Annotated in this window: 17 protein-coding genes; 10 read left to right on the top strand and 7 right to left on the bottom strand. The window is 66.7% G+C overall.

Going from position 1 to position 21,977, the window contains the following annotated elements; all coding sequences use genetic code 11:
- Nucleotides 1–107 precede the first annotated feature (107 nt).
- The 5 genes from BJQ90_RS07180 to BJQ90_RS07160 form a co-directional block, all read right to left on the bottom strand.
- The gene (locus tag BJQ90_RS07180; RefSeq protein WP_226759608.1) at nucleotides 108–1,613 is read right to left on the bottom strand and encodes an NAD-dependent succinate-semialdehyde dehydrogenase; all 1,506 of its coding nucleotides are present in this window, start codon (nucleotides 1,611–1,613) and stop codon (nucleotides 108–110) included.
- 102 nt (nucleotides 1,614–1,715) lie between these two features.
- Nucleotides 1,716–2,669 carry an alpha/beta hydrolase gene (locus tag BJQ90_RS07175; protein WP_226759607.1) on the bottom strand — a complete coding sequence of 318 codons (954 nt, stop codon included), beginning with the start codon at nucleotides 2,667–2,669 and terminating at the stop codon, nucleotides 1,716–1,718.
- Entirely contained in the window at nucleotides 2,666–4,147 is a 1,482-nt protein-coding gene (locus tag BJQ90_RS07170) for a flavin-containing monooxygenase (RefSeq protein ID WP_226759606.1), read from the bottom strand. The genes BJQ90_RS07175 and BJQ90_RS07170 overlap by 4 nt, the downstream gene beginning before the upstream one ends.
- A gap of 31 nt (nucleotides 4,148–4,178) precedes the next feature.
- Nucleotides 4,179–5,333, bottom strand: a complete 1,155-nt coding sequence (locus BJQ90_RS07165) for an alcohol dehydrogenase catalytic domain-containing protein (RefSeq protein WP_413463650.1) — start codon at nucleotides 5,331–5,333, stop codon at nucleotides 4,179–4,181.
- A gap of 147 nt (nucleotides 5,334–5,480) precedes the next feature.
- Entirely contained in the window at nucleotides 5,481–6,923 is a 1,443-nt protein-coding gene (locus BJQ90_RS07160) for a PucR family transcriptional regulator (protein WP_226759604.1), read from the bottom strand.
- A 138-nt stretch (nucleotides 6,924–7,061) separates the two neighbouring features.
- On the opposite strand from BJQ90_RS07160, the gene BJQ90_RS07155 reads away from it, so the two are divergent.
- The 4 genes from BJQ90_RS07155 to BJQ90_RS07140 all read left to right on the top strand — a co-directional run bounded on the left by BJQ90_RS07155 (nucleotide 7,062) and on the right by BJQ90_RS07140 (nucleotide 12,222).
- Nucleotides 7,062–8,420 (top strand): aminotransferase class III-fold pyridoxal phosphate-dependent enzyme, encoded by a 1,359-nt coding sequence (locus BJQ90_RS07155; RefSeq protein WP_226759603.1) that lies wholly within the window; start codon nucleotides 7,062–7,064, stop codon nucleotides 8,418–8,420.
- Between the two features lie 52 nt (nucleotides 8,421–8,472).
- On the top strand, nucleotides 8,473–9,657 hold the full coding sequence (locus BJQ90_RS07150) for a CaiB/BaiF CoA transferase family protein (RefSeq protein ID WP_226759602.1): 1,185 nt from the start codon (nucleotides 8,473–8,475) through the stop codon (nucleotides 9,655–9,657).
- Between the two features lie 104 nt (nucleotides 9,658–9,761).
- Nucleotides 9,762–10,964, top strand: coding sequence for an acyl-CoA dehydrogenase family protein (locus BJQ90_RS07145; RefSeq protein WP_226759601.1), 1,203 nt, complete (start codon nucleotides 9,762–9,764; stop codon nucleotides 10,962–10,964).
- A 139-nt stretch (nucleotides 10,965–11,103) separates the two neighbouring features.
- Nucleotides 11,104–12,222, top strand: a complete 1,119-nt coding sequence (locus BJQ90_RS07140; protein WP_226759600.1) for a hypothetical protein — start codon at nucleotides 11,104–11,106, stop codon at nucleotides 12,220–12,222.
- A 44-nt stretch (nucleotides 12,223–12,266) separates the two neighbouring features.
- On the opposite strand, the gene BJQ90_RS07135 is transcribed toward BJQ90_RS07140, so the two are convergent.
- Nucleotides 12,267–12,554, bottom strand: coding sequence for a hypothetical protein (locus tag BJQ90_RS07135; RefSeq protein ID WP_226759599.1), 288 nt, complete (start codon nucleotides 12,552–12,554; stop codon nucleotides 12,267–12,269).
- A gap of 277 nt (nucleotides 12,555–12,831) precedes the next feature.
- Here BJQ90_RS07135 and BJQ90_RS07130 point away from each other — a divergent pair, with 277 nt between their 5' ends.
- From BJQ90_RS07130 to BJQ90_RS07105, 6 genes are all read left to right on the top strand, one after another.
- Nucleotides 12,832–13,587 (top strand): FadR/GntR family transcriptional regulator, encoded by a 756-nt coding sequence (locus tag BJQ90_RS07130; protein ID WP_226759598.1) that lies wholly within the window; start codon nucleotides 12,832–12,834, stop codon nucleotides 13,585–13,587.
- The gene (locus BJQ90_RS07125; protein WP_226759597.1) at nucleotides 13,577–14,341 is read left to right on the top strand and encodes a cache domain-containing protein; all 765 of its coding nucleotides are present in this window, start codon (nucleotides 13,577–13,579) and stop codon (nucleotides 14,339–14,341) included. The genes BJQ90_RS07130 and BJQ90_RS07125 overlap by 11 nt, the downstream gene beginning before the upstream one ends.
- Nucleotides 14,342–14,457: 116 nt before the next feature.
- Entirely contained in the window at nucleotides 14,458–15,906 is a 1,449-nt protein-coding gene (locus BJQ90_RS07120) for an aminobutyraldehyde dehydrogenase (RefSeq protein WP_226759596.1), read from the top strand.
- Nucleotides 15,899–17,449, top strand: coding sequence for an APC family permease (locus tag BJQ90_RS07115; RefSeq protein WP_226759595.1), 1,551 nt, complete (start codon nucleotides 15,899–15,901; stop codon nucleotides 17,447–17,449). The genes BJQ90_RS07120 and BJQ90_RS07115 overlap by 8 nt, the downstream gene beginning before the upstream one ends.
- Before the next feature lie 5 nt (nucleotides 17,450–17,454).
- Nucleotides 17,455–18,918 carry an APC family permease gene (locus BJQ90_RS07110; protein WP_226759594.1) on the top strand — a complete coding sequence of 488 codons (1,464 nt, stop codon included), beginning with the start codon at nucleotides 17,455–17,457 and terminating at the stop codon, nucleotides 18,916–18,918.
- Between the two features lie 8 nt (nucleotides 18,919–18,926).
- Nucleotides 18,927–20,339 carry an NAD(P)/FAD-dependent oxidoreductase gene (locus tag BJQ90_RS07105; RefSeq protein ID WP_264197042.1) on the top strand — a complete coding sequence of 471 codons (1,413 nt, stop codon included), beginning with the start codon at nucleotides 18,927–18,929 and terminating at the stop codon, nucleotides 20,337–20,339.
- A gap of 99 nt (nucleotides 20,340–20,438) precedes the next feature.
- Here BJQ90_RS07105 and BJQ90_RS07100 read toward each other — a convergent pair whose 3' ends face one another.
- A complete protein-coding gene (locus BJQ90_RS07100) occupies nucleotides 20,439–21,788 on the bottom strand; it encodes a purine-cytosine permease family protein (protein WP_226759593.1) in 1,350 nt (449 codons plus the stop codon).
- Nucleotides 21,789–21,977: the final 189 nt, after the last annotated feature.

Genomic DNA, 21,977 nt, shown 5'->3' with positions numbered 1-21,977 from the left:
ACGGCTCCGCGCTGCGGTCATTCCGGCGCGCTCGGTATTTTGCGCGTCGCCAGGCCGGATCCGCGTCTCCGGGCCGGATCCGCGTCGCCCGCCCGGAACCGCAGCGCTCAGCCGGCGTAGGGGTCGGCAATGCCGATGTACTGCGTGGTGGTGTATTCCGCAATGCCTTCCGCGCCGCCCTCGCGGCCCAGTCCGGAGTGCTTGACGCCGCCGAACGGAGCGGCGGCGTTGGAGATGACGCCGGAGTTGAAGCCCACCATGCCGAATTCGATCTGTTCGGCCACCCGCAGCAGCCGGTTGAAGTCGCGGCTGTACAGGTAGGAGGCCAGGCCGTATTCGGTGGCGTTGGCCAGGGCGATGGCGTCCTGCTCGGTGGCGAAGGTGGTGACCGGGGCGACGGGGCCGAAGATTTCCTGGCGGAGGATCGCGGCGTCGTTGGGCACGTTGGCGAGCACCGTGGGCGGGTAGAAGTAGCCGGGGCCCGAATCGGGTTCGCCGCCGGTGACTGCGGTGGCACCGGCGTCGACGGCGTCGCTCACCAGGGCGTGCACGTCAGCACGGGCGCCGGCGTCGATCAGCGGTCCCACCTGGCTGCCGGGGTCGGTGCCCCGGCCAACGGTCAGGGCGCCCATGGCCGCGGCGAACTTCTGCGTGAATTCAGCAGCCACGGATTCCTGGACCAGGAAGCGGTTCGCCGCGGTGCAGGCCTCGCCCATGTTCCGCATCTTGGCGGCCATGGCGCCGTCGACGGCCTTGTCCAGGTCCGCGTCCTCGAAGACGATGAAGGGCGCGTTCCCGCCGAGCTCCATGGAGGTGCGCAGCACGTTGGCGGCGGCGTCGGCCATCAGGCGCTTGCCCACCGGGGTGGAGCCGGTGAAGGAGACCTTGCGCAGCCGCGCGTCGGCCAGCAGCGGCCCGGAGATGCCGGAAGCGCTGGCGGAAGCTACGACGTTGAGCACCCCGGCGGGCAGGCCGGCGTCGAGCATGGTCTGCGCGAAGAGCTGAGCGGTCAGCGGGGTCAGCCGGGCAGGCTTGAGCACCATGGTGCAGCCGGCGGCGACGGCCGGGGCCACCTTGCGGGTGGCCATGGCCAGCGGGAAGTTCCATGGCGTGATCAGCAGGCACGGGCCCACCGGCTTTTTCTGCACCAGGATCCTGTTCTTGCCCTCCGGGCTGGGGAGGTAGCGGCCGTAGTTGCGGACCGCCTCTTCGGAGAACCAGCGCAGGAATTCGGCGCCGTAGGTGACTTCGCCGCGGGCCTCGGCCAGCGGTTTGCCCATTTCCAGGGTCATCAGCAGGGCGAAGTCCCCGGCCCGGGCCGTCACCAGGTCGAAGGCCCGGCGCAGGATCTCGGCCCGTTCCCGCGGCGCGGTGCGGGCCCAGGACGCCTGCACCGCGTCGGCGGCGTCGAGCGCGGCGAGGGCGTCGGCGCTCGTGGCGGACGCCAGGGTGGCGAGGACGGCGCCCGTGGACGGGTCGTGGACGTCAAAGGTGCCGCCGTCGGACGCGTCGCGCCACTGCCCGCCGATCAGCAGGCCCTTCGGGACGGAGCCAAGGAGCTCGGCCTCACGCATGCGCGTGACGGCGGGCGGACCTGCGAGGGAAGTAGTCATGGAGTCTTTTCCTAAGAATGTGGATGACGGTGATGGCCCGTCAGGGAAATGACGGGCCATCACCGTGCTTCGATTGATCAGCCCGATGGGCCCCAGCCTGGGTCAGGCCGTGCGGTTCCTGATGAAGCCGGCGATGTCGGCGACTGTTTGTTCGCCGCGCCGGATCCGCCCGGCGGAGGTGAGCAGTCCGTGGGCGTATCCGGTGAGGTGCTGGTACTGGACCTCGGTTCCGGCCCGGGCCAGGGCCGCGGCGTAGTCCGCCCCCTCGTCAACCAGCGGATCGTTGTCCACCGTGATGACGTAGGCCGGCGCAAGCCCGGCAGGGAGCTGGGCCAGGGCGGGGCTGATGTCCGGCCGCGCCCGGTCGATCCCCTCGGGCAGGTAGTGGTCCGCGAACCAGGCGATGGTGTCCGCAACCAGGGGGAAGCCTTCGGTGACCCGGCTGTAGGACGGGGCAGACATCGTCAGGTCGACCATCGGGTAGATGAGGACCTGCGCCGCGATCGGCCACGGATAGGCGCTTTCCGCGTTTTCGATGGCCAGGACCGCGGCCAGCTGCCCGCCTGCACTGTCACCGACCAGGACGGCCTTGGTTACGTCCAGGCCATGGACCGGACCGGCGCTGAACAGCCAGTCCAGCGCCGCACGGCTGTCCTCGATTGCCGCGGGGTAGGGGTGCTCCGGGGCGAGCCGGTAGTCCACCGCCACGACCGGCAGGCCCGTGAGGGCAGCCAGGCGCCGGCACAGCCCGTCATGGGTGGAGAGGCTTCCCATGACCCAGCCGCCGCCGTGGAGGAACAGCACGACGGCGGTCGGCCCCGTCTGGGTGCGCGGCTCGTAGACCCGCACCCCGAAGTCCTGCACCCCGAAATCCGAAACCGAGAATAGCGGATCGCCGCTGAGACCGTTGGCGGCACAGCCGCGCTCGTACATGCCACGCACCTCGTCCACGGGGTAGGTGTGGAACGGGCGTCCACCGGAGGCCCGGAACCGTTCCAGAACGTCTGCCGCGTCCTCGGCTACGGGCCTTCCGCTGAACAGATCCTGGCTGGTCACTTACCCGAACCGGTCGCGGCCAGCTGGAGGTAGTCCTCGAGCTGGAGGTCCTGGGTGTGGGCGCGGTACTCGTTGACGGTGCCGGACCAGTTGTTGATGACGCGGCCGTCCTCGTTCTTGTACCAGGAGGAGCACTCGGAGGAGAAGGCGGACTTGTCCAGCTCTTCCTGGACGTGGGCGTTGAAATCGTCCAGCACGCCGCGGTGAACTTCCAGCACCCTCGTCGGGTCGGCGGCGATGTACTCCACGGCCTGCGCGATGTAGCGGTGCTGGGCTTCGAGCATTGACACCACGGAGTTGTGGTTCAGGTTGGTGTTCGGCCCGTAGACCATAAAGAGGTTGGGGAAGCTGTCGACGGTGATGCCGAGGTAGGCCTCCGGGGCGTTGCCCCACCGCTCATCCAGGAGCAGTCCGTCGCGTCCGGCGACGCGCATGGAGCCTTGGAACGCGTGGCTCTTGAACCCGGTGGCGTAAACGATCACGTCGAATTCGTGCTCGACGCCGTCTGCCGTGCGGATGCCGCGGGGCGTGTATTCGGTGATCTTCTCGGTCACGAGGTCCACGTTGTCGCGGGTCAGGGCGGGGTAAAAATCATCGCTGCGGAGGATGCGCTTGCAGCCGAAGTCGTAGTCGGGGGTGAGCTTGGCCCGCAGGGCCGGGTCCGCCACCTGGTTCTCGAGGTGCTGGCGGGCCTGCTGGACACCTTCCTCGGATGCTGCGCTGTGGCGGCGGGTGCGTTCGAATCCGGCTTCGCGGAGCTCATGGATCTCCTGGCGCTTCGTGCGGTAAAGCTCGGGGTCCGCGAGGAACGCCGCGGTCTCCTCGGCCGTGAAGACGTACTGGTCGCGGGGGAGGATGTAGTTGGCCGAGCGCTGGAACACCGTCAGGTTCGCGGCGATCTTGGCGACCTCGGGCACGTACTGGACGGCGGTGGCCGCGGAGCCGATGGATGCGACGCGCTTGCCGGTCAGATCCAGGTCGTGGCGCCAGGAGGAGGAGTGGAACACCTCTCCCTCGAAGGACTCAAGGCCCGGGATGTCCGGGATGTTGGGCACATTGAGCTGGCCCCAGGCTCCCACGACGGAACGTGTCAGGAACTGCGAGCCGTCTGCGGTGTGCACGGTCCAGAGGCTGCGGTCCTGGTCCCATTCGGTGGCGGTGATGTTCTGGCCGAAGCGGATGTGCTTGGCCAGGCCGAATTCCTCCACCAGGGAACGCAGGTAACCCTGGAGTTCCTCCTGGCCGGCGAACAGCCGGGAAACCTTCAGGTTGAGGAAATAGCTGTAGCAGTACACCAGGGCCTGGGTGTCGCAGGCGGCGCCCGGGTAGGTGTTCTCGCGCCAGACACCTCCGACGTCGGTGCCGCGCTCAAGGATCAGGAAGTCCTCGACGCCTTCCTGCACGAACTGGGCTCCCTGGCCCAGGCCTCCGAAGCCGGCGCCGATGACGATGGAACTGTAAATGTGGTCGTTAGACATGGTGTTCTCTCCTCAGGGAAAGTCTGGTGGTTTAGGAAAAGGTGATGATTTGGCGCAGCGCGTGGCCGCCGTCGAGGGTGTCCATGGCCCGGTTGATCTCCTCGAGCGGGATGGTGTCCGAGACAAGGCCTTCCACGGCCAGTTGCCCGGAGCGCCACAGCTCCTCGTAGATCGGGATGTCGTGTTCCGGAACGGCTGAGCCGAGGTAGCTGCCGACGATGGTCCGGGCCTCGGCCGTCAGGGCGAGCGGGTCGATGGAGGCGGGCTGTCCGGGGGCCGGCAGCCCGACCGTCACGGTGATGCCGCCGGGCGCGGTCAGGGCGATGGCAGCTTCCAGCGCGCGGGGGTGTCCGGCGGCTTCAATGACGGCGTCGAACTTCTCACCGCTTTCCAGCGCTGCCGCGGAGGTCATGGCGGCACTAGCGCCGAGATTCATGGCGGCGTCGAGCTTGGCTGGCATCGTGTCAATGCCGACCACGTAGTCGACTCCGGCGGCCTTGGCGGTGATGAGTGCGGCCATGCCGACGCCGCCGAGCCCGACAATGGCCACCCGGGCGGAAGGTCCGGGCTTGGCGACGTTGAGAATAGCGCCGCCGCCGGTGAGCAGGGCACAGCCCAGCAGCGCAGCGATGTGTGCCGGCACGTCCGCGCCGACGGGCACCACGGAACGGCGGGAGACCACGGCGTGCGTGGCGAATGCGGAGACGCCGAGGTGGTGGTGCACAGGCTCGCCGTCCCGGGAGAGTCGCCGGCTGCCACCGAGCAGCGTGCCTTCCGCGTTGGAGGCGCTGCCCTGCGCGCACGGGGTCTTGCCGTTCGACTGGCATCCGGTGCACTCCCCACAGCGCGGGAGGAAGGTCATTACGACCCGCTGGTCCAGAGCAATGTCAGTGACGCCCGCACCCAGTTCCTCGACGATTCCGGCGGCCTCGTGGCCGAGCAGCATCGGAACGGGCCGGGGCCGGTTTCCGTTCACCACCGACAGGTCCGAGTGGCAGACCCCGGCGGCCTCGATGCGGACAAGGATCTCGCCCTGGCCGGGAGCTTCCAGTTCAAGTTCGGCCACCCGGATGGGAAGGCTGTCCTGGTAGGGCCGGTCCGCCCCGATGGTTTCCAGCACGGCGCCGCGGATGGTCCTGGTGCGGCCGGCGGTCTTCGTGGCTGGCTTTGTGTCTTCGATCGTCACGATCGTCCTCTCCATGATGCAGTGAAGCTGTGCATTGAGAGTAGGCAACGTGACAACGCCCGTCACGGTGCAGAATGTCGTGACTTGGCCCTTTCTTTGTACGATCCGTCAAAAATCGTGCCGGCAAGGAAGTTCGCGGAAAAGCTTCTATTCTTTGGGTGGCGCCTGGGTGCGGCCCCTGAGAGCCAGCCAGAGTTGGGCTGCGACGTCGGGGTCGTCCAGGTCAACCCCCAAGAGTTCCTTGGCCTGGGCAATCCGGTACCGCACCGAGTTCCGGTGTACGCCAATTTCGCGCCCGGCGGCCTCCCATTGCCCGCGGTGGGCCAGGTATGCGCGGACGGTCTCGAGGAGGTGGCCCGGGTGCGCCACCAGCGTGTCCACCCATTCGTCGGCCGGGAGATCGAGTCCGTGACCGACGCGGATGAACTGTCCGGGAGGGGCGGAGGCCGCAATCTCGGCGACCTGGGCCCGGATTTCGTGCAGGCGCCGGAGCGGCATCGGCCCGCCCCACGCGCCGCGGGCACCCTTGGGCAGCTTCGGGGAGGGGCTGGATGCTCCCTGGAGCACGAACATCACACCGGAACGTTCGAGCACGAGTCCATCCGGGTGAGGCTGCGTTGCCAGCTCTTCCAGGTCCGGAAGCACCACGACGAATGCTGTCTCGGGCAGCGGAGCGGAGTCCATCTGGGTGGCAAGGAGGCGCGCGGCATCATCGTGTCCCTCCAGGACGAGCGCGGCGAGCATCCCCTCGGCGCGGCGCCGTTCAGCCGCCGCGCGGCGTTGTCCTGCCGCCCTTGCGGCAAGGAGCGTGGATGCGGTCAGGAACAGGTGGCGTTCCGCAGCACCCAGTTGCCCGCTCCGGCCCAGCGCCAGGTAGCCGGACATCGCCGGACCGTCGGATACCGGATAGAGGGAAGCGGTGCCGGATGCGAGTTGGATATTGCCCGTCGCCCCTCGGCGGGCGGTCCGCAGCCTGGCGGATTCGCGGGCCAGTTCCGCCAGCAGCCCGGTTGGCAGTTTGCCGCCGCTGGCCGAAGCCGACGACGGACTCCCGTCACCCTCCGGCAGGTAGGCAACCCAGGTGCGGAGGGCGCGGGAGAGCTCGCGGACGATCTCGGGCTCCGCATCCGCTTCCGCGGCGGCGCGCGTCAGTGCCACCTGCAGACCCAGGAGGGCAGTTAGTTCGGCCTCGCCGCCTTGCCTGACCAGCTCCCAGTAGGCCCGCGATACGGCCAGGAAAGGGGATTCCCGCGGAACCGTCAGCAGGGGAAGGCCCAGTTCCACACAAGCCGCCCGCAACTCGTCCGGCACCATGGCGTGGCCTGAACCCAGGCCCAGACCCAGGGCCGCCACGCCGCCGTCGACCAGCCGCTGCACGTAATTCCGGGCTGCCTCCGCCCTGCCATCACCGTCGAGGCCGCCGAGCTGCAGCCCCACGGTCAGCAGCAGCTCCCCGCCGTAAAGGAACACGGTGGGGTCCTCAAGCTCGGACACATGGACGCCCGTCAGCTCAACGCGGGGGAGCGGAACCGGCCAGTAGGGCACCAGGTCGGGCTTTGCAGCCTCGACCAGCCGAGCGAGGGTGATCATGCCTAAAGCATAAGGTACAAGCCTTTGTACAATCCGGCTTCTGCGCGCTTTCAGCAGGACGAATCATCCAAAGACAGCAGGCCCCGCCGTCCTTATCGTGGGAGCCAAACCACGAAGCCCAACCCACGAGGAGGACCCATGACGGTCACACCAGAACTCGCCCCCAGCCGCGCCACTGACCCGGCCAGCGTCACAGCAACAGCCCGCCGCCTGCTCACCGAGCTCCCCGGCCCGCGCTCCCGCGAACTGGAAGCCGAACGCCGGAAGCACGTCACCGACGCCTTCGGCATCACCATGCCGGTGTTCATCGACCACGCGCAGGACGCGCTGCTGGTGGACGTTGACGGGAACCACCTGATCGACTTCGCCTCGGGCATCGCGGTGACCAGCGTCGGCGCGGCCAACCCGAAGGTGGCCAAGCGCGCCGCCGCGCAGCTCGAGCGTTTCACGCACACCTGCTTTATGGTCACCGAATACGCGTCCTTCGTCGAGGTCTGCCGCTGGCTGAACGAGCACACCCCCGGCGACTTCGAGAAGCGGACCGCGCTGTTCACCACCGGTGCCGAGGCCGTGGAAAACGCGGTCAAGGTCGCACGGGCCGCAACCCGGCGCCCGAACATCCTCGTCTTCGACGAGGCCTACCACGGGCGCACCCAGCTCACCATGGCCATGACGGCCAAGGAGAACCCGTACCGGCTCAACTTCGGCCCCTTCCCGGGTTCGGTTTTCCGCGGCCCGACGGCGCCCGCGCACACCTCCCCGAACGGACCCGGCGAAGCACTCGGAAAGATCGAGGAACTCCTGGCACAGCACGGTCCGGAGACCTTCGCGGCGATGGTCATCGAGCCGATCCAGGGCGAAGGCGGATTCATCGTCCAGGCCCCCGGATTCCTCACCGGTCTGCGCGAGATCGCCACGCGCCACGGCATCGTCCTGGTCATCGACGAGATCCAGTCCGGCATGGGCCGCACCGGGAAGCTGTTCGCATCCGAGCACGAAGGCATCGCCGGTGACATCACGTTGACGGCGAAGGCCCTCGGCGCCGGTCTGCCGCTCTCGGCCGCCACCGGGCGGGCCGAGCTCATGAACGCCGTTCACACCGGCGGCCTCGGCGGAACCTACGCCGGAAACCCGGTGGCCTGCGAGGCCGCCCTCGCGGTCTTCGAACTCCTCGAAGACGGCGCGCTGCTGGAAAATGCCGCCCGCATCGAGGCCGCCGTCCGCCGCCGCTTTGAGCCTCTTGTGGCTCTCGACGGCGTCGCCGACGTCCGCGGCCGGGGCGCCATGATGGCCGTCGAGTTCCGCGACAGCTCAGGGCCCCGCGGGGACCTCGCCAGCGCCGCCGCCAAGGCTGCCAACGCCCACGGCGTCCTCACCCTCACCTGCGGTACCAACGGCAATGTGATCCGCCTGCTGCCCCCGCTGGTCATCGGGGCCGACGTCCTGGACGAGGGCCTCGCCGTGCTGGAGGCATCCATCCGCTGTGTCCTCTCATGAGTGATCCGGCTCCCATGGGAGGTTCCGGAACGCGGCCCGTCCGGGGCCGGCCATGACCTCGGAACCGGGATCCGGCGCTCCCCTCGCGGGAATCCTCGTCGCGGACTTTTCCCGCGTGCTCGCCGGGCCGCTGGCGACCATGACGCTGGCAGATCTCGGCGCCCGCGTCATCAAGGTCGAACGGCCGGGGACCGGGGACGACACCCGCCGGTGGGACCCGCCGTCGTCGAAAACGGGGGCCACCTACTTCGAGAGCGTCAACCGGAACAAGGAATCCATCACCCTGGACCTGGCCGACCCCGCGGACCTGGAGCTTGCCCGGGAACTGGCGCGCCGCGCCGACGTCCTGGTGGAGAACTTCAAGCCGGGCGGTCTCGACGGGCTCGGGCTCGGGTATGAGTCGCTGGCCGGGGAGAACCCGGGACTCGTGTACGCCTCGATCTCAGGCTTCGGCTCCGCCGGCGGCCGGGATCTCCCCGGGTACGACTTCATCGTCCAGGCCCTCGGCGGGCTCATGAGCATCACGGGCTCCCCGGACGGCGACGCCTACAAGGCGGGGGTCGCACTGGTGGATGTCCTGACCGCGAAAGATGCCACCATCGGCATCCTCGCTGCCCTGGCCGAGCGTGCCTCCTCGGGGCGGGGCCGCCGGATCGAGGTCAACCTGCTCTCCAGCCTCCAGGGCGCACTCGCCAACCAGGGGCAGGCGTATCTGGGCGCCGGTGTGGTGCCCAAACGGATGGGCAACGACCACCCCTCCATCGTGCCCTACCAGCTGCTGCCCACGGCCGACGCACCCCTGGCGGTCGCCGTGGGCAACGACGCGCAATTTGCCCGGCTCTGCGAGGCGATCGGGGCGCCGGAGCTTGCCGCGGACCCGCGCTTCGCCACCAACTCGGACCGGGTCCGGCACCGGCGCGAGCTCATCCCGCTGCTGGAATCCGGGCTGGCCGGGGCAGGGGCGGAGGCATGGCAGGACACCCTGGTGGCCGTCGGGGTGCCCGCCGGGCGGGTGGCCAGCATCGGGGAGGGCATCGCTTACGCGGAGTCCCTGGGCCTGGCGCCCACCATCGAAATGCACGACGCCGGCGGCTCAGTCATCGGACGCCAAATCCGCCACCCCATCACCTGGACACCGCCCCTGCCACCGCGGACCCACGCGCCGCCCGCCCTCGGGGAGCACACCGGGGGCGTAGTGGAGTGGCTGCGGGGCCCGCAAAGCAAGTCTTCCCCCTGACCCTCCAAGCCCGCGTTCCCCAGACGGTCCCGTTTCCTCAGCCGTTCCTACTTCACCCAGCCGTTCCTACTTCACCCAGCCGTCAGCCCCGGAAGGACAACACCATGAGCCTTGCCCCCAGTTCAGCCGACCTCGAGGCAGCCGCTGCCGTGGACCCCTCGGACCTGATCTCCTTCGACTCCCTCCTCAGCGCCGGGGAGCTCGCCCTGCGCGATCGCGTCCGGACCTTCGTCCGGGAGGAAATCAAGCCGAACATCGCCCACTGGTATGACCAGGCCAGGTTCCCGATCGAAATCGTGCCGGAAATGGCCAAACTCGGCCTGCTCGGCATGCATCTCAAGGGCTACGGCTGCGCCGGCGGAACCGCCGTCGAGTACGGCCTTGCCGCCGCCGAACTGGAAGCCGGCGACTCCGGCATCCGCACCTTCGTCTCGGTCCAGGGATCCCTCGCCATGTCCGCCATCGCCAAGCACGGCTCCGAGGAGCAAAAGCAGGAGTGGCTCCCGCGGATGGCGGCGGGCGAGGCAATCGGGTGCTTTGGCCTTACCGAGCCCACCGCCGGGTCAGACCCGTCAGCCATGACCACCTTCGCCCGCCGGGACGGCCGTGACTGGGTCCTGAACGGCACCAAGCGGTGGATCGGACTCGCCAACGTCGCCCAGGTGGCCGTGATCTGGGCCCAGACGGACCACGGCGTGCGGGGCTTCGTTGTGCCCACCGGCACTCCCGGCTTCACCGCCACCCCGATCGAGCAGAAACTCTCGATGCGCGCCTCGATCCAGTGTGAAATCTCGCTGGAGAACGTGCGCCTCCCCGGTGACGCGGTCCTGCCCGACGCTACCGGGCTCAAGGGCCCGTTCTCGTGTCTGAACGAGGCACGCTACGGCATTGCCTGGGGAACGATGGGGGCGGCACGCGACGCCTTCGAGGATGCGCTCGCCTACTCCAAGGAGCGGCTGCAGTTCGGCCGCCCGCTCGCCGGGTACCAGCTCACCCAGCAGAAGCTTGTGAACATGGCTCTGGAGATCAACAAGGGATTTCTGCTGGCCCTGCACCTGGGCCGGCTCAAAGACGCCGGGAGACTGCAGCCCCACCAGATCAGCGTGGGCAAGCTCAACAACTGCCGCGAGGCGATCGAAATCTGCCGCGAGGCCCGGACCATCCTTGGCGGCAACGGCATCACCCTCGATTACTCACCGCTGCGCCACGCCAACAACCTGGAGTCAGTGCGCACCTACGAAGGCACCGACGAGGTCCACACCCTCATCCTGGGCCAGAAGCTGACGGGCGTGGGGGCCTTCCGCTGAGGCCGCGCCTCGCTGAGTGCCGCGGCGGGGGGCCGTGGCGGGGTTCCCGCGGGGCTGCCGCGGCCGCCGGTAGACTGCAAACTGTCGAACGTCGTTCGTTTGACTGCTTGACGGTTTGAAGTCTTGGGGGATTCTTTCTGTGGGTTTTTTACAGCTGGCCGCCGCAGCCGCGGCCACCACATTCGTGCTGTTCGGGGTTCCGGCCACGTCCGCTGATGAAGGCACGGTGATCAGCGTCGGCGGGCCACCTGTCGGTGTCGCGGCCGGCCCGGACGGCACCGTCTATGTGACCCGTTGCGAGTGGGGAGGCGGGATATTCGTCCTTCCTCCGGGAGCCACAGCTCCCGCGCGCACCATCCGTACCAGCGACTTTCCGTCCTCTGTGGCATCAGCCCCTGACGGAACCCTGTACGTGGTGCAGCGCAACGGTTCGGGTGAGTCGGAGATCGGTGTCCTTCCCGGAGCAGGCAACGAAGTGGCCAGGACCATCCCCGTCTCCCGGGGCGAGCACCGGCTGGCCGCCGGCGCAGACGGCTCTGTGTTTGTGACCAACCCGAATGAGGGAACGGTCTCGGTCATCCTCCCGAATGCCGTGTCCATTGGCCGCACTGTCCAGGCCGGCTCCGGCCCCCTCGGGGTGGCAGTAACGAAGGACGGCACGGCGTACGTCACCAACGAATACGGCGGCACCGTCTCAGTCATCCCCGCAGGTTCCGGCAGCGCGTCCCGGACGATCGACGTCGGACGCTCGTCGAATCCGCACGGAATTGCGTCCGGCCCTGACGGCACCGTGTATGTGTCCAACGTTCTGACCAATGAAGTCGTGGTCATCGAACCGGGGACGGCGGCAGTGGCGCGGCGGATACCTGTCGGCCGCTCCCCGCAGGAAGTCTCAGCGGGCCCGGATGGCTCCGTGTACGTCACCAACAGTGTGGACCGCACCGTCTCCGTCATCGGGCCGGGAGACACCGCCGTCGCAAGGACCATCCCTGTGGGCAAGGAGCCCGGACGTCTTGCAGTGACGGGGGACGGTGCCGTCTACGTGGCAAATCGTGCAGGTAATTCCGTTTCGGTACTCTTCGCGGCAGCAGCCCCTGTGGGCGTGGTGTCTGCCGAACCTGGCGCCGGATCTGCGGCCGCCCAGGCCAACTCCGACGGCACCGGAAGCAGTTTCCTAATTGTGGGTGGAGCCGCCGTCGTTCTTGCTGTCCTCGTGGGTATCGGATTTTTGCGCCGCCGGTCGAGGCTGTTCGGGTGATACGAGCTGGCGGTCGCTGTTGCTTCGAACCAGGGTTCTGCGTTTCATGGCTTTGCCATCCTTGTGGTGGGTGCGACTGACGGGTCGAATATCCGGCCGCCTGTGAGTTGGCGCTGCCGGCTTCCGCAGCGGACCATGAGGGCGGGATCGAGCTCCTGGACGAGTTTCCAAATGGCCTGTGTGCCTCCAAGCGAGGGCATGATGTCGCCCTGCTGCAGGTAGCGGAACGGCTCCGGGTCGCCGTCCGGACGCCACCAGCCGCTGGCGGGTGCATGGTGGCCGGTGGTGGCGGTGACTGCCGGCTGGTGCGGACGTTTTGACTTCAGTGGCATGGGGCTTCTTCTTTCAGTCCTGCGGCCCGGGTAGCAGAGAGCCGAAGTGGTTTATGGGTGGGGAACAGACCGTCCACTGAGCGTAGGCACCCCTGTGACACCCGTCACCGTGCAGAACGTCAAGACTTTCGTCTTTGTTTGTACGCGTCCGCCTTGCAACCTGTGCGTGGGGCGCAGGATGTTGCGCCAAGACCCGAACCGAAAGATACAGTGGCGCTATGGATGACAGGCCACACCTTTGCGTGCAGATCCCGCCACCAAGCCGCGGGACCGGGCTGTGACGTCAGACCTGGCGCCGCAGCCCTCCTCCCGGGGAGCCCGGGCTGCGGTTTTTGCCCAGCTGTCCGGCGCCGGCCGTTCGGAGCAGGTGGCCCAGCGGCTCATTGATGCGATCCTGCTGGGCGTCCTGACGCCGGGGGACCGCCTGCCCAGCGAAGCGGAACTGGCACAGCGGTTCGGCGTGGCCCTGGTGACGGCCCGGGAAGCGCTCAGCGCCATGCGGGATGCCGGATTGGTGGAAACCCGGCGCGGCCGCGAGGGGGGCAGCTTCGTTCTCCCCGTGTCCCGGACCCCGGAAGCGCTGCTCTGGGCCCGGCTGCGTGGCATGGCCCGGGTCGATATCGAAGACAGTGCCGTCTACTTCGGGGTGCTAAGCGCCGGCTGCACCGAACGGGCCGCGGAGCTGGCCTCGGATGAGGAATCGGCCCGCCTGCGGTTGTGGCTGGAGAATGCCGACTTTGCCACGGTGAGCGACGCGGCCCGGAACGCGGGTGGTTTCTATCTGGAAATAGCCGTCATCAGCCAGTCGCCGCGACTTGTCCGTGAACAGATCCGCCTGCAGGCCGAGTTTGGTTCCCTGTTGTGGCTCGGAGTGGCCGACGAGGCTCTGCGCCGGAACATTTTCGGGCAGAACGTGCAGATCGCGGAAGCAATTTCCGCGCATGACCCGGAGCGGGCCCGCGCGCTGGTGCGGGCCCAGCTGAGCGAACTGTCGGGTTGGTTGTTGGCAGCAAAGGAAAGAATTGAGCAATGAGAGCATGGCCATGCGCATAACTGACAACGGGCCGGACGCCGAACGCGGCAGGGAGTGCGCGGCCGCCATCGGCGAACTGTTCAGCGGAGTCTTCGCCATGTTGGACGGCTGGCGCGCAGCGGTCGAGGCGTCCGGGGCAGGCACCACAACCGCCCGCATCGACTCGCTGGTGTACTCCCTGGTGGAGCCGGAACTGACCGCGGCTGATCCGCTGGTGATCGGGGCAGGCTTCATCGCAGCCCCGGAAAATGACACCAGCCAGGCGCTGCACTTCGCCTGGTGGCTTGGCCCGCTCACGGACAACCCCCTGCTGGGCACCACCACGAAGCCCAGCCGGCTGGACCTGGCATCGCGCGAATACGCGGAATACCTGCGGGACTTCCGGGCCTTCGAGTGGTATCAGGTTCCCCAGGCCACCAGGGCCGGCCACATCACCGGCCCCTATGTGGACCACCTGTGCACCTGCGACTACATCCTGACCCTCACCGCGCCGGTAGGTGCCGGCGGGTCCATGCGGGGAGTCGTGGGCGCGGACATCCTGGTCCGGCGGTTGGAGCCGGAAGTGCTGCCGCTGCTCCGCGCCACGGACACGGCCATCGCCCTGGTCAGCGGCAGCGGCCGGGTCATTTTGTCGGTGTCCCCCACCCTGCGGGTGGGCTCCATCGTGTCCGATGCCAGCGCCGAGGACCGCGGATGGGATGCCGTCCAGTGCCCCGGCACGGAGCTGAAACTCCTCCTGGGAGAAGACATTTAAATTAAACATCCCATTCCAGATGAATCAGGTGTAGTCTCACTTAGGCGCTGTGAACCGCGTCACAAAGCGGACCGCAAGTGCGCTGACCTGATTGATGTCTTTTGGAAGGGAAACCCATGAGTGTGCGCGAGTTACACAACTTCGTCGACGGCCGGTATGTCGAATCTTCCTCTGCGGAAAGGCTGGACATTATCAATCCGGCCACCGAAGAGGTCATCGCCAGAACCCCCGTTTCAAATGCGGCGGACGTAGCCGCGGCATACGCTGCCGCCTCGGCCGCGTTCGAAACCTGGGGCGAGACCACGCCGGCGGAGCGCCAGCGGGCGCTGCTCAGCATCGCCGCCGCGGTGGAGACCCGCGCCGAGGACCTCGCCGACCTGGAATGCGCCGACACCGGCAAGCCCCGCGGGGGGATCGTCTCGGACGAAATCGATGTCCTGGTGGACCAGATCCGCTTCTTTGCCGGTGCCGCCCGGAACCTGGAGGGACGGGCTACGGCCGAGTACCTGGCGGACCACAGTTCCTCCATCCGCCGTGAACCCATCGGCGTGATCGGCCAGGTGGCGCCATGGAACTACCCGCTGATGATGGCCACCTGGAAGGTCATCCCGGCGCTGGCCGCCGGCAACACCGTGGTCCTCAAACCCTCGGATTCCACCCCCAGTTCCACCCTGCTGTTTGCCGAACTGGCCAGCGAATTCCTCCCCACCGGCGCCTTCAACGTGGTCCTGGGTGACCGGAACACCGGCCGGGCACTGGTGGCGGACAAGGTTCCGGGCATGGTGTCCATCACCGGATCGGTCCGGGCCGGCATGGAGGTGGCCGGAGCCGCTGCCGCCGATCTCAAGCGGGTCCACCTTGAACTTGGCGGCAAGGCCCCCGTCATCGTCTTCAGCGACGCGGACATCACGGCGGCCGTCGAAGGTATTGTCCCGGCGTCGTTCTATAACGCCGGCCAGGATTGCACGGCGGCGACGCGCCTGCTGGTGCACGAGAGCATCCACGACGAGTTCGTGGCCGCCTTCACCGCCGAGGTTCAGAAGAATGCCAGGACCGGCGCCCCGGACGAGGAAGGCGTCCTCTTCGGAGCGCTCAGCAGCGCCGAACACCTCAAGCGGGTCGCCGGGTTCGTCAAGCGCCTGCCCGATCACGCCGTCGTCGAAACCGGCGGCAAACGGCACGGTACCGTGGGCTACTTCCACGAAGCCACGGTGGTCTCCGGCCTGAACCAGGACGACGAACTGGTGCAGGAAGAAGTCTTCGGACCGATCGTGACCGTGCAGAAGTTCTCCACCGACGCCCAGGCGCTGCAGATGGCCAACGACGTGGACTACGGCCTGGCGTCCTCCGTTTGGACCCAGAACCACACCCGCGCCATGCAGTTCGCCAAGAAACTGGACTTCGGCTGCGTCTGGATCAACACCCACATTCCGCTGGTCGCCGAGATGCCGCACGGCGGCTTCAAACAATCCGGCTACGGCAAGGATCTCTCCATGTACGGCCTGGAGGACTACACCCGGATCAAGCACGTCATGAGCTACATCGGTCCTGACAGCCGTGGGTAACGCACAGACCCCGGCGGTGCCCCCGGGTAGGAACATCGGCGACGGCGAACACCTCGCTGTCCTGGGGTATCAGGACACCTTCGAACGGTCCATGTCCCTGTGGGCCAACTTCGCCCTCGGATTCACCTACCTTTCACCGCTGGTGGGCGTGTACTCGTTGTTCGCGATCGCTATGTCCACTGGCGGACCGCCGTCGGTGTTCTGGATCCTCATTGTCGGCGCCGGGCAGTTGCTGGTGGCCCTGGTGTTCGGCGAGGTCGTCTCGCAGTACCCCATCCACGGCGGCATCTATCCCTGGACCCGGAGGCTGTGGGGCCGGCGGTACGCCTGGATGGCCGCCTGGATCTACATCTGGGCCATGATCGTCACCATCACCTCCGTCGCGCAGTTCGGCAGCGGATTCCTGGCAAGCCTCTTCAACTTCGAGCTGACGCGGGAGGCCACGCTGTGGCTCTCCGTCATTCTGCTGCTTGTAGCGCTGGCCCTGAACTTCACCGGAACCAGGACCCTTGGCCGGGTAGCCCGGATCGGTCTTGCTGCGGAACTGGTGGGCGTGATCGCCGTCGGCCTGTACCTGCTGATCTTCCAGCGCAAGCACGGATTCGGCATCTTCTTCGACTCCATGGGAGTCCAGGGCGACCAGCCCTACGCCGCTGCTTTTATGGGTGCCGCCCTGGCGGGCCTGTTCCTGTTCTACGGGTTCGAGGCGTGTGGTGACGTTGCCGAGGAAGTCAGCGACGCCGCCCGCCGCATTCCCCGGGCCATGCTGATGACCATCCTGGTGGGGGGCGTCTCGGCGTTGTTCTCCTTCTGCGGATATGTGATGGCGGCACCGAACCTGCAGGAAATCGTCAACGGCGACGACGCGGACCCCATCCCCGCCATCCTGGAAGCGACGCTGGGGCCGATCGGCGCCAAGTTCTTCCTGGTCATTGCGCTCACCGCGTTCCTGTCCTGCGTCCTGAGCCTCCAGGCGGCGGCCAGCCGGCTCATCTTTTCCTTCGCCCGGGATGGAATGATGCCCGGACACCGGTGGTTGTCCCAGGTCTCCGGAACGGCCAAGGTCCCCACCAACGCGCTGATCGTGGCATGCAGTATCCCGCTGGCGCTGTGCGTCATCATCTATCTGGGCCCGGACGGACTCCTGACCCAGGTCACCTCCTTTGCGGTACTGGGCATCTACGTCGCGTTCCAGTCCGTGGTCCTGGCAGCCCTGCGGCAGCGGATGAAGGGCTGGCGCCCGGCCGGGCCGTTCAGCCTCGGCGCCGCCGGCTTCGCCATCAACGTGGCCGCCCTGGCCTACGGCGTCTTCGCCATGCTCCTGCTGGCACTGCCCGGCAGCACCGGTGATTTCCTGGCCGACTGGACCGTCCTGATCGGTCTGGCCATCGTCAGCGGCACCGGCCTGCTCTACCTGCTCCTTGCCCGCCCCGATGCTAAATCAACCGCCCCCAGCGGTGACGCCGTAGAGGTTGCCGCGCTGTTGCGGGAACACCGGGGCACCACCGCACCCGCGGATGTCGAATCCCCGTTGAGGAAGTGAAATCCATGGCACCCAAAAAATCACTCAAGCGTTCCCTGGGAATGTGGGCCATTGTGGGCCTGGGCCTGGGCTACATGACCCCCACGGTGGTCTTTGACACGTTCGGCATTGTCTCCACGGAAACCGGCGGGCTGGTCCCGATGGCGTACCTGGTGGCCACCGTGGTGATGTTCTTCACCGCACTCAGTTACGGGAAAATGGTGGCGGTCTTCCCAGCCGCCGGGTCGGCGTACACCTACACCCGCGAGACCATGCACCCAGGGCTCGGCTTCGTGGTGGGCTGGGCTGCGTTGCTGGATTACCTGCTGCTGCCGGTAGTCAACGCGCTACTGATCCGCATCTACATGGAGGCGCTGTTTCCCGATGTTCCGGGCTGGATCTGGGTGGTGCTGTACGTCGCCCTGATCACCGGCATCAACCTGCGCAGCATGACCTCAACGTCCAAGGTCACCTCCACGCTGGTGGTCTTCGAGATCGCACTGATTGTCGCGTTCGTTGCCCTGGCCGCCATCCAGCTGTCCAACGGCATGGGACAGGGCACCATCTTCTCCACCGCGCCGCTGTTCAACGACGGCATCAAGGCTGCGGCGATCCTCACCGGAGCGACCGTGGTGTGCTTCTCCTTCATCGGCTTCGACGCCATCACCATGTATAGCGAGGAGGCCAAGGACCCAAAGACCATGCCGCGGGCCATCCTGCTCACCCTGGGGATCGGCGGCGGCATCTTCTTCCTGGCGGCCTGGTTTGGCCAGTCCGTGTTCCCCACGGTGGACCAATTCCTGGTCACCGATGACACCCTGCCGGAAATGGCGCTCTACGTGGGCGGGCAGGTCTTCCAGCTGCTGTTCCTGGCCGGAGCGTTCGCGGCCACCATCGCTTCCGGCCTCTCCTCCCACGCCAGCGTGTCCCGCCTGCTCTTCGTGATGGGACGCAACGGCGTGCTGCGCCCCGCCAAACTCTTCGCCTACGTCCACCCGACATTCCGGACACCTGTTTTCACCGTGGGACTGGTGGGTGTGGTCTCGCTGCTGGCGATCACGCCGTCGCTGGAGTTGGTGGCGTCCATGATCAACTTCGGCGCACTGATCGCCTTCACGTTCGTAAACCTCTCCGTCATTGCCTACTTCGTGGTCCGCAAGAAGCGGTACCGCACCCCCAGGGACGTATTCCGCTATCTGGTGCTGCCCTTGATCGGAGCGGGCATGACCGGAGTGTTGTGGGCCTTTCTGCATCCGGAAGCGCTCACCTTCGGCCTGATCTGGACCGGGGCCGGCGTGGTGTACCTCGCGGTACTCACCAAGGGCTTCCGCCTGAAGGTCGCGGACTTTGTGCTTGAAGAGGAGACGGCGGACGTTGAGGTCAGCGGGGACGTTGAGGTCAGCGCGGATGTCGACGACGGCGATCGCCCCACCAGCGGAGTTCCGGTCCTGACCGGCGCCGCGCCCACCCACGTCCATAACAAGGAATGAACAGGACCATGAAAATCGAGGAAACAGTGAACATTCTTGACCGCGACGTCGTCATCATCGGCGGCGGCGTCACGGGGCTGACAGCCGCCCGTGACCTAAAGGCCGCCGGCCTGACCGTCGCCGTCCTGGAAGCCCGCGACCGTGTAGGCGGCCGGACCTGGACGGACACCATCGACGGCGCCGTGCTGGAGATCGGCGGCCAGTGGATTTCCCCGGACCAGGACGCGCTGACGTCCATCCTGGACGAGCTCGGACTAGAAACCTTCAGCCGGTACCGCGAGGGAAAATCCGTGTACGTGTCTCCGAAAGGCGAACGGACCGAGTACGCCGGGGACATGTTCCCGGTTCCGGAGCAGACCGGGCGGGAGATCCAGCGCCTGATCGACATCCTGGACGAGCTCGCGGCCGCCGTCGGCGCCGCCGAGCCGTGGGCCCACCCCAGAGCCCGGGAACTGGACACCATCTCCCTGCACCACTGGCTGCGCCAGCATTCCACGGACGAGGAAGCCTGTGCCAACATCGGCCACTTCCTGGCCGGCGGCATGCTGACCAAGCCGGCCCACTCCTTCTCCGCCCTGCAGGCCATCCTGATGGCTGCGTCCGCCGGCTCGTTCTCCAATCTGGTTGACGAGGACCTGCTGCTGGACAAGCGGGTGGTCGGCGGCATGCAGCGACTCTCCGAAACGATCGCCGCAGAACTGGGCGACGGCGTCGTCCTCGGCTCTCCGGTCCGCACCCTGCACTGGGGGCAGGGTGAGGACGGCACCGGCGTGACCGCCGTGTCAAAGAAAGCGACCGTCCGGGCGAAGTACGCCATCATGGCCGTTCCGCCCAACCTGTATTCCCGGGTTACCTTCGATCCGCCGCTGCCGCGCCGGCAGCACCAGATGCACCAACACCAGTCCCTGGGCCTGGTCATCAAGGTCCATGCCGTTTATGACGCACCGTTCTGGCGGGACGAAGGACTGTCCGGCACCTGCTTCAGCCCGGACCTGATGGTGCAGGAAATTTACGACAACACCAACCACGAGGACCCCCGCGGGACACTGGTCGCCTTCGTGCCGGACGAGAAAGCAGACGCCATGTTCGCGCTTGGGGCTGACGAGCGGCGCCAGGTGATCCTGGAAGACTTCGCAAAGTCGCTGGGGCCGAAGGCGCTGGAACCGGTGGTGTACTACGAATCGGACTGGGGATCGGAGGAGTGGACCCGCGGCGCCTATGCCTCCAGCTATGACCTGGGCGGCCTGCACCGTTACGGTGCGGACCAGCTCACTCCCGTGGGACCGATCTACTGGGCTTCCTCCGACCTGGCGGCCGCCGGCTACCAGCACGTGGACGGGGCCGTGCGGATGGGCCGCGGCACCGCGGCGAAGATCGCGGCCCGCGCCAGGGAGTCCGCGCCGGCATACGCCGCGAGCTGACGGACTGGTGTTCATGGCAGGCCGTGAACACCAGCAAAGAGCCCTGCGGGTCCGGCAGTGAAAACTGCCGGACCCGCAGGGTCTTAAGGCCCTACAGGTCTAGTGCGTGAGGGCAGGATCCAGCTCTTCATCGGCCCGGTCAATGGCCGCTTCGGAACTGATCAGGCGCGGCGGTGAGAGTTTGTAGGCTCCGTAGTACACGCCCGCTGCCAACACCATGGTGATCAAGGGGGTGAGCTGGGACACCACCGGCCACGCCGTCTGTTCGGTGAGCGCAATTCCCACGGCTGAAGCAAACACCCAGGCGACTGCTCCGGGGCTGATCGCCTTGAGATTGGCCGGCCTGATATCAGGGACTTGATCCTGTGCTTTCCAGTTCAGGCCAATGAATACCAGTGCGATGGCGACCCATGCAGTGACAAAGACACCCTGCCAGGCCAGGGCTTTGAGTAGATAACTCAAAACGTCCGTGAGCATCAGCAGGAAGGCCAGGGCGCCGGTCACGATAACCCAGACAAAGCGGGGCAGGTCCAGCCTGAACACCCGGCTGGCAAACGCCGAGAGGTTTTCTGATGCGAGGTAGTAGTTTGCCGTGTTGATGCGGGTCTGTGAAATGAGGATGACAAGCAGGCCGACAAACCCCAGCGAGGAGATAAACGCCTGGACCACTCCGGTTTCCGAGGCTTCAATTCGCCATGCACTCATGATGTAGATGCCAACCAGGCCGTTCAGCCCGAACGTGAAAGCGTAGAAGACCCAGCCGAATGTCACGGTTCCAAGGAACTTTTCGTCCTGTTTGCGTCCCATCCGGGCGTAGTCGAAGGTGTACATCATCATGATGTAGACGCCCATGTAAATGAGGTAGGAAGTTAGCCAGCCCGGCAGCGCCGACGAGACGGCGGCCTGGCCAATCCAGTCCGTGGGTACGCCCCTGATAAGGGTGGCCGCGACGACCACGGCAATCAGACCGGCAACATAAAGCGGGAGCAGGACACCGTTGAGTTTGTCCAGCCAGTTCTGCACGCCGCCCAGGGCCAGGGGAATAGCGTAGATCACCACCACGGCATACCAAACGAGGATGCTCCCACCGAAGAACTCGTGGAACGCGACGGCGATGATGGATCCTTCGAACACCGCATAGTAGATGGCAGTTGCCGCGAAAATGAGGGAAGCCAGGGCGGACCCGACCAACCCGAAAAGCGTGCGGGAGAAGAGGCTCACCGTGAGCCCTGTCCGCGCTGCGTAGCGCGACAGAACTTTGTTGATGGCACCGTAAGTGACAACGGTTAGCGCCATTCCAATCAGGGTGTTCACAACGCCGACTGCTCCTGCTGAAGCCACCGCGACGTAGATCCAGAACATGGCGGAAAATACCGCCCACCAGGCCATCGTGAGGGACAATCTTCCGGCACGCATACTGGCTGGTAGGACGTAGTTTGAGTACGACATTTTCGCACCTTTCACAGCAGTTGAAGTAGCTAGGAGGGTGAGGCTTAGCCTCGGGACGCTCGAGGAGCAACGCCTGGCTCGGGCATGCGGGGTTCGAGCCGGGGTTCGCTTCCTGAAAACTGGGTACTTCCCCCACCGTGGTCACGGATCTGTCGCGATTGCAGGGCAATGAGGTGCTGGTCCCGCCGA

It is taken from the genome of Arthrobacter sp. SO3, assembly GCF_020532825.1.
GTDB lineage: Bacteria > Actinomycetota > Actinomycetes > Actinomycetales > Micrococcaceae > Arthrobacter.
This window is presented reverse-complemented; position numbering and strand designations above follow the sequence as displayed.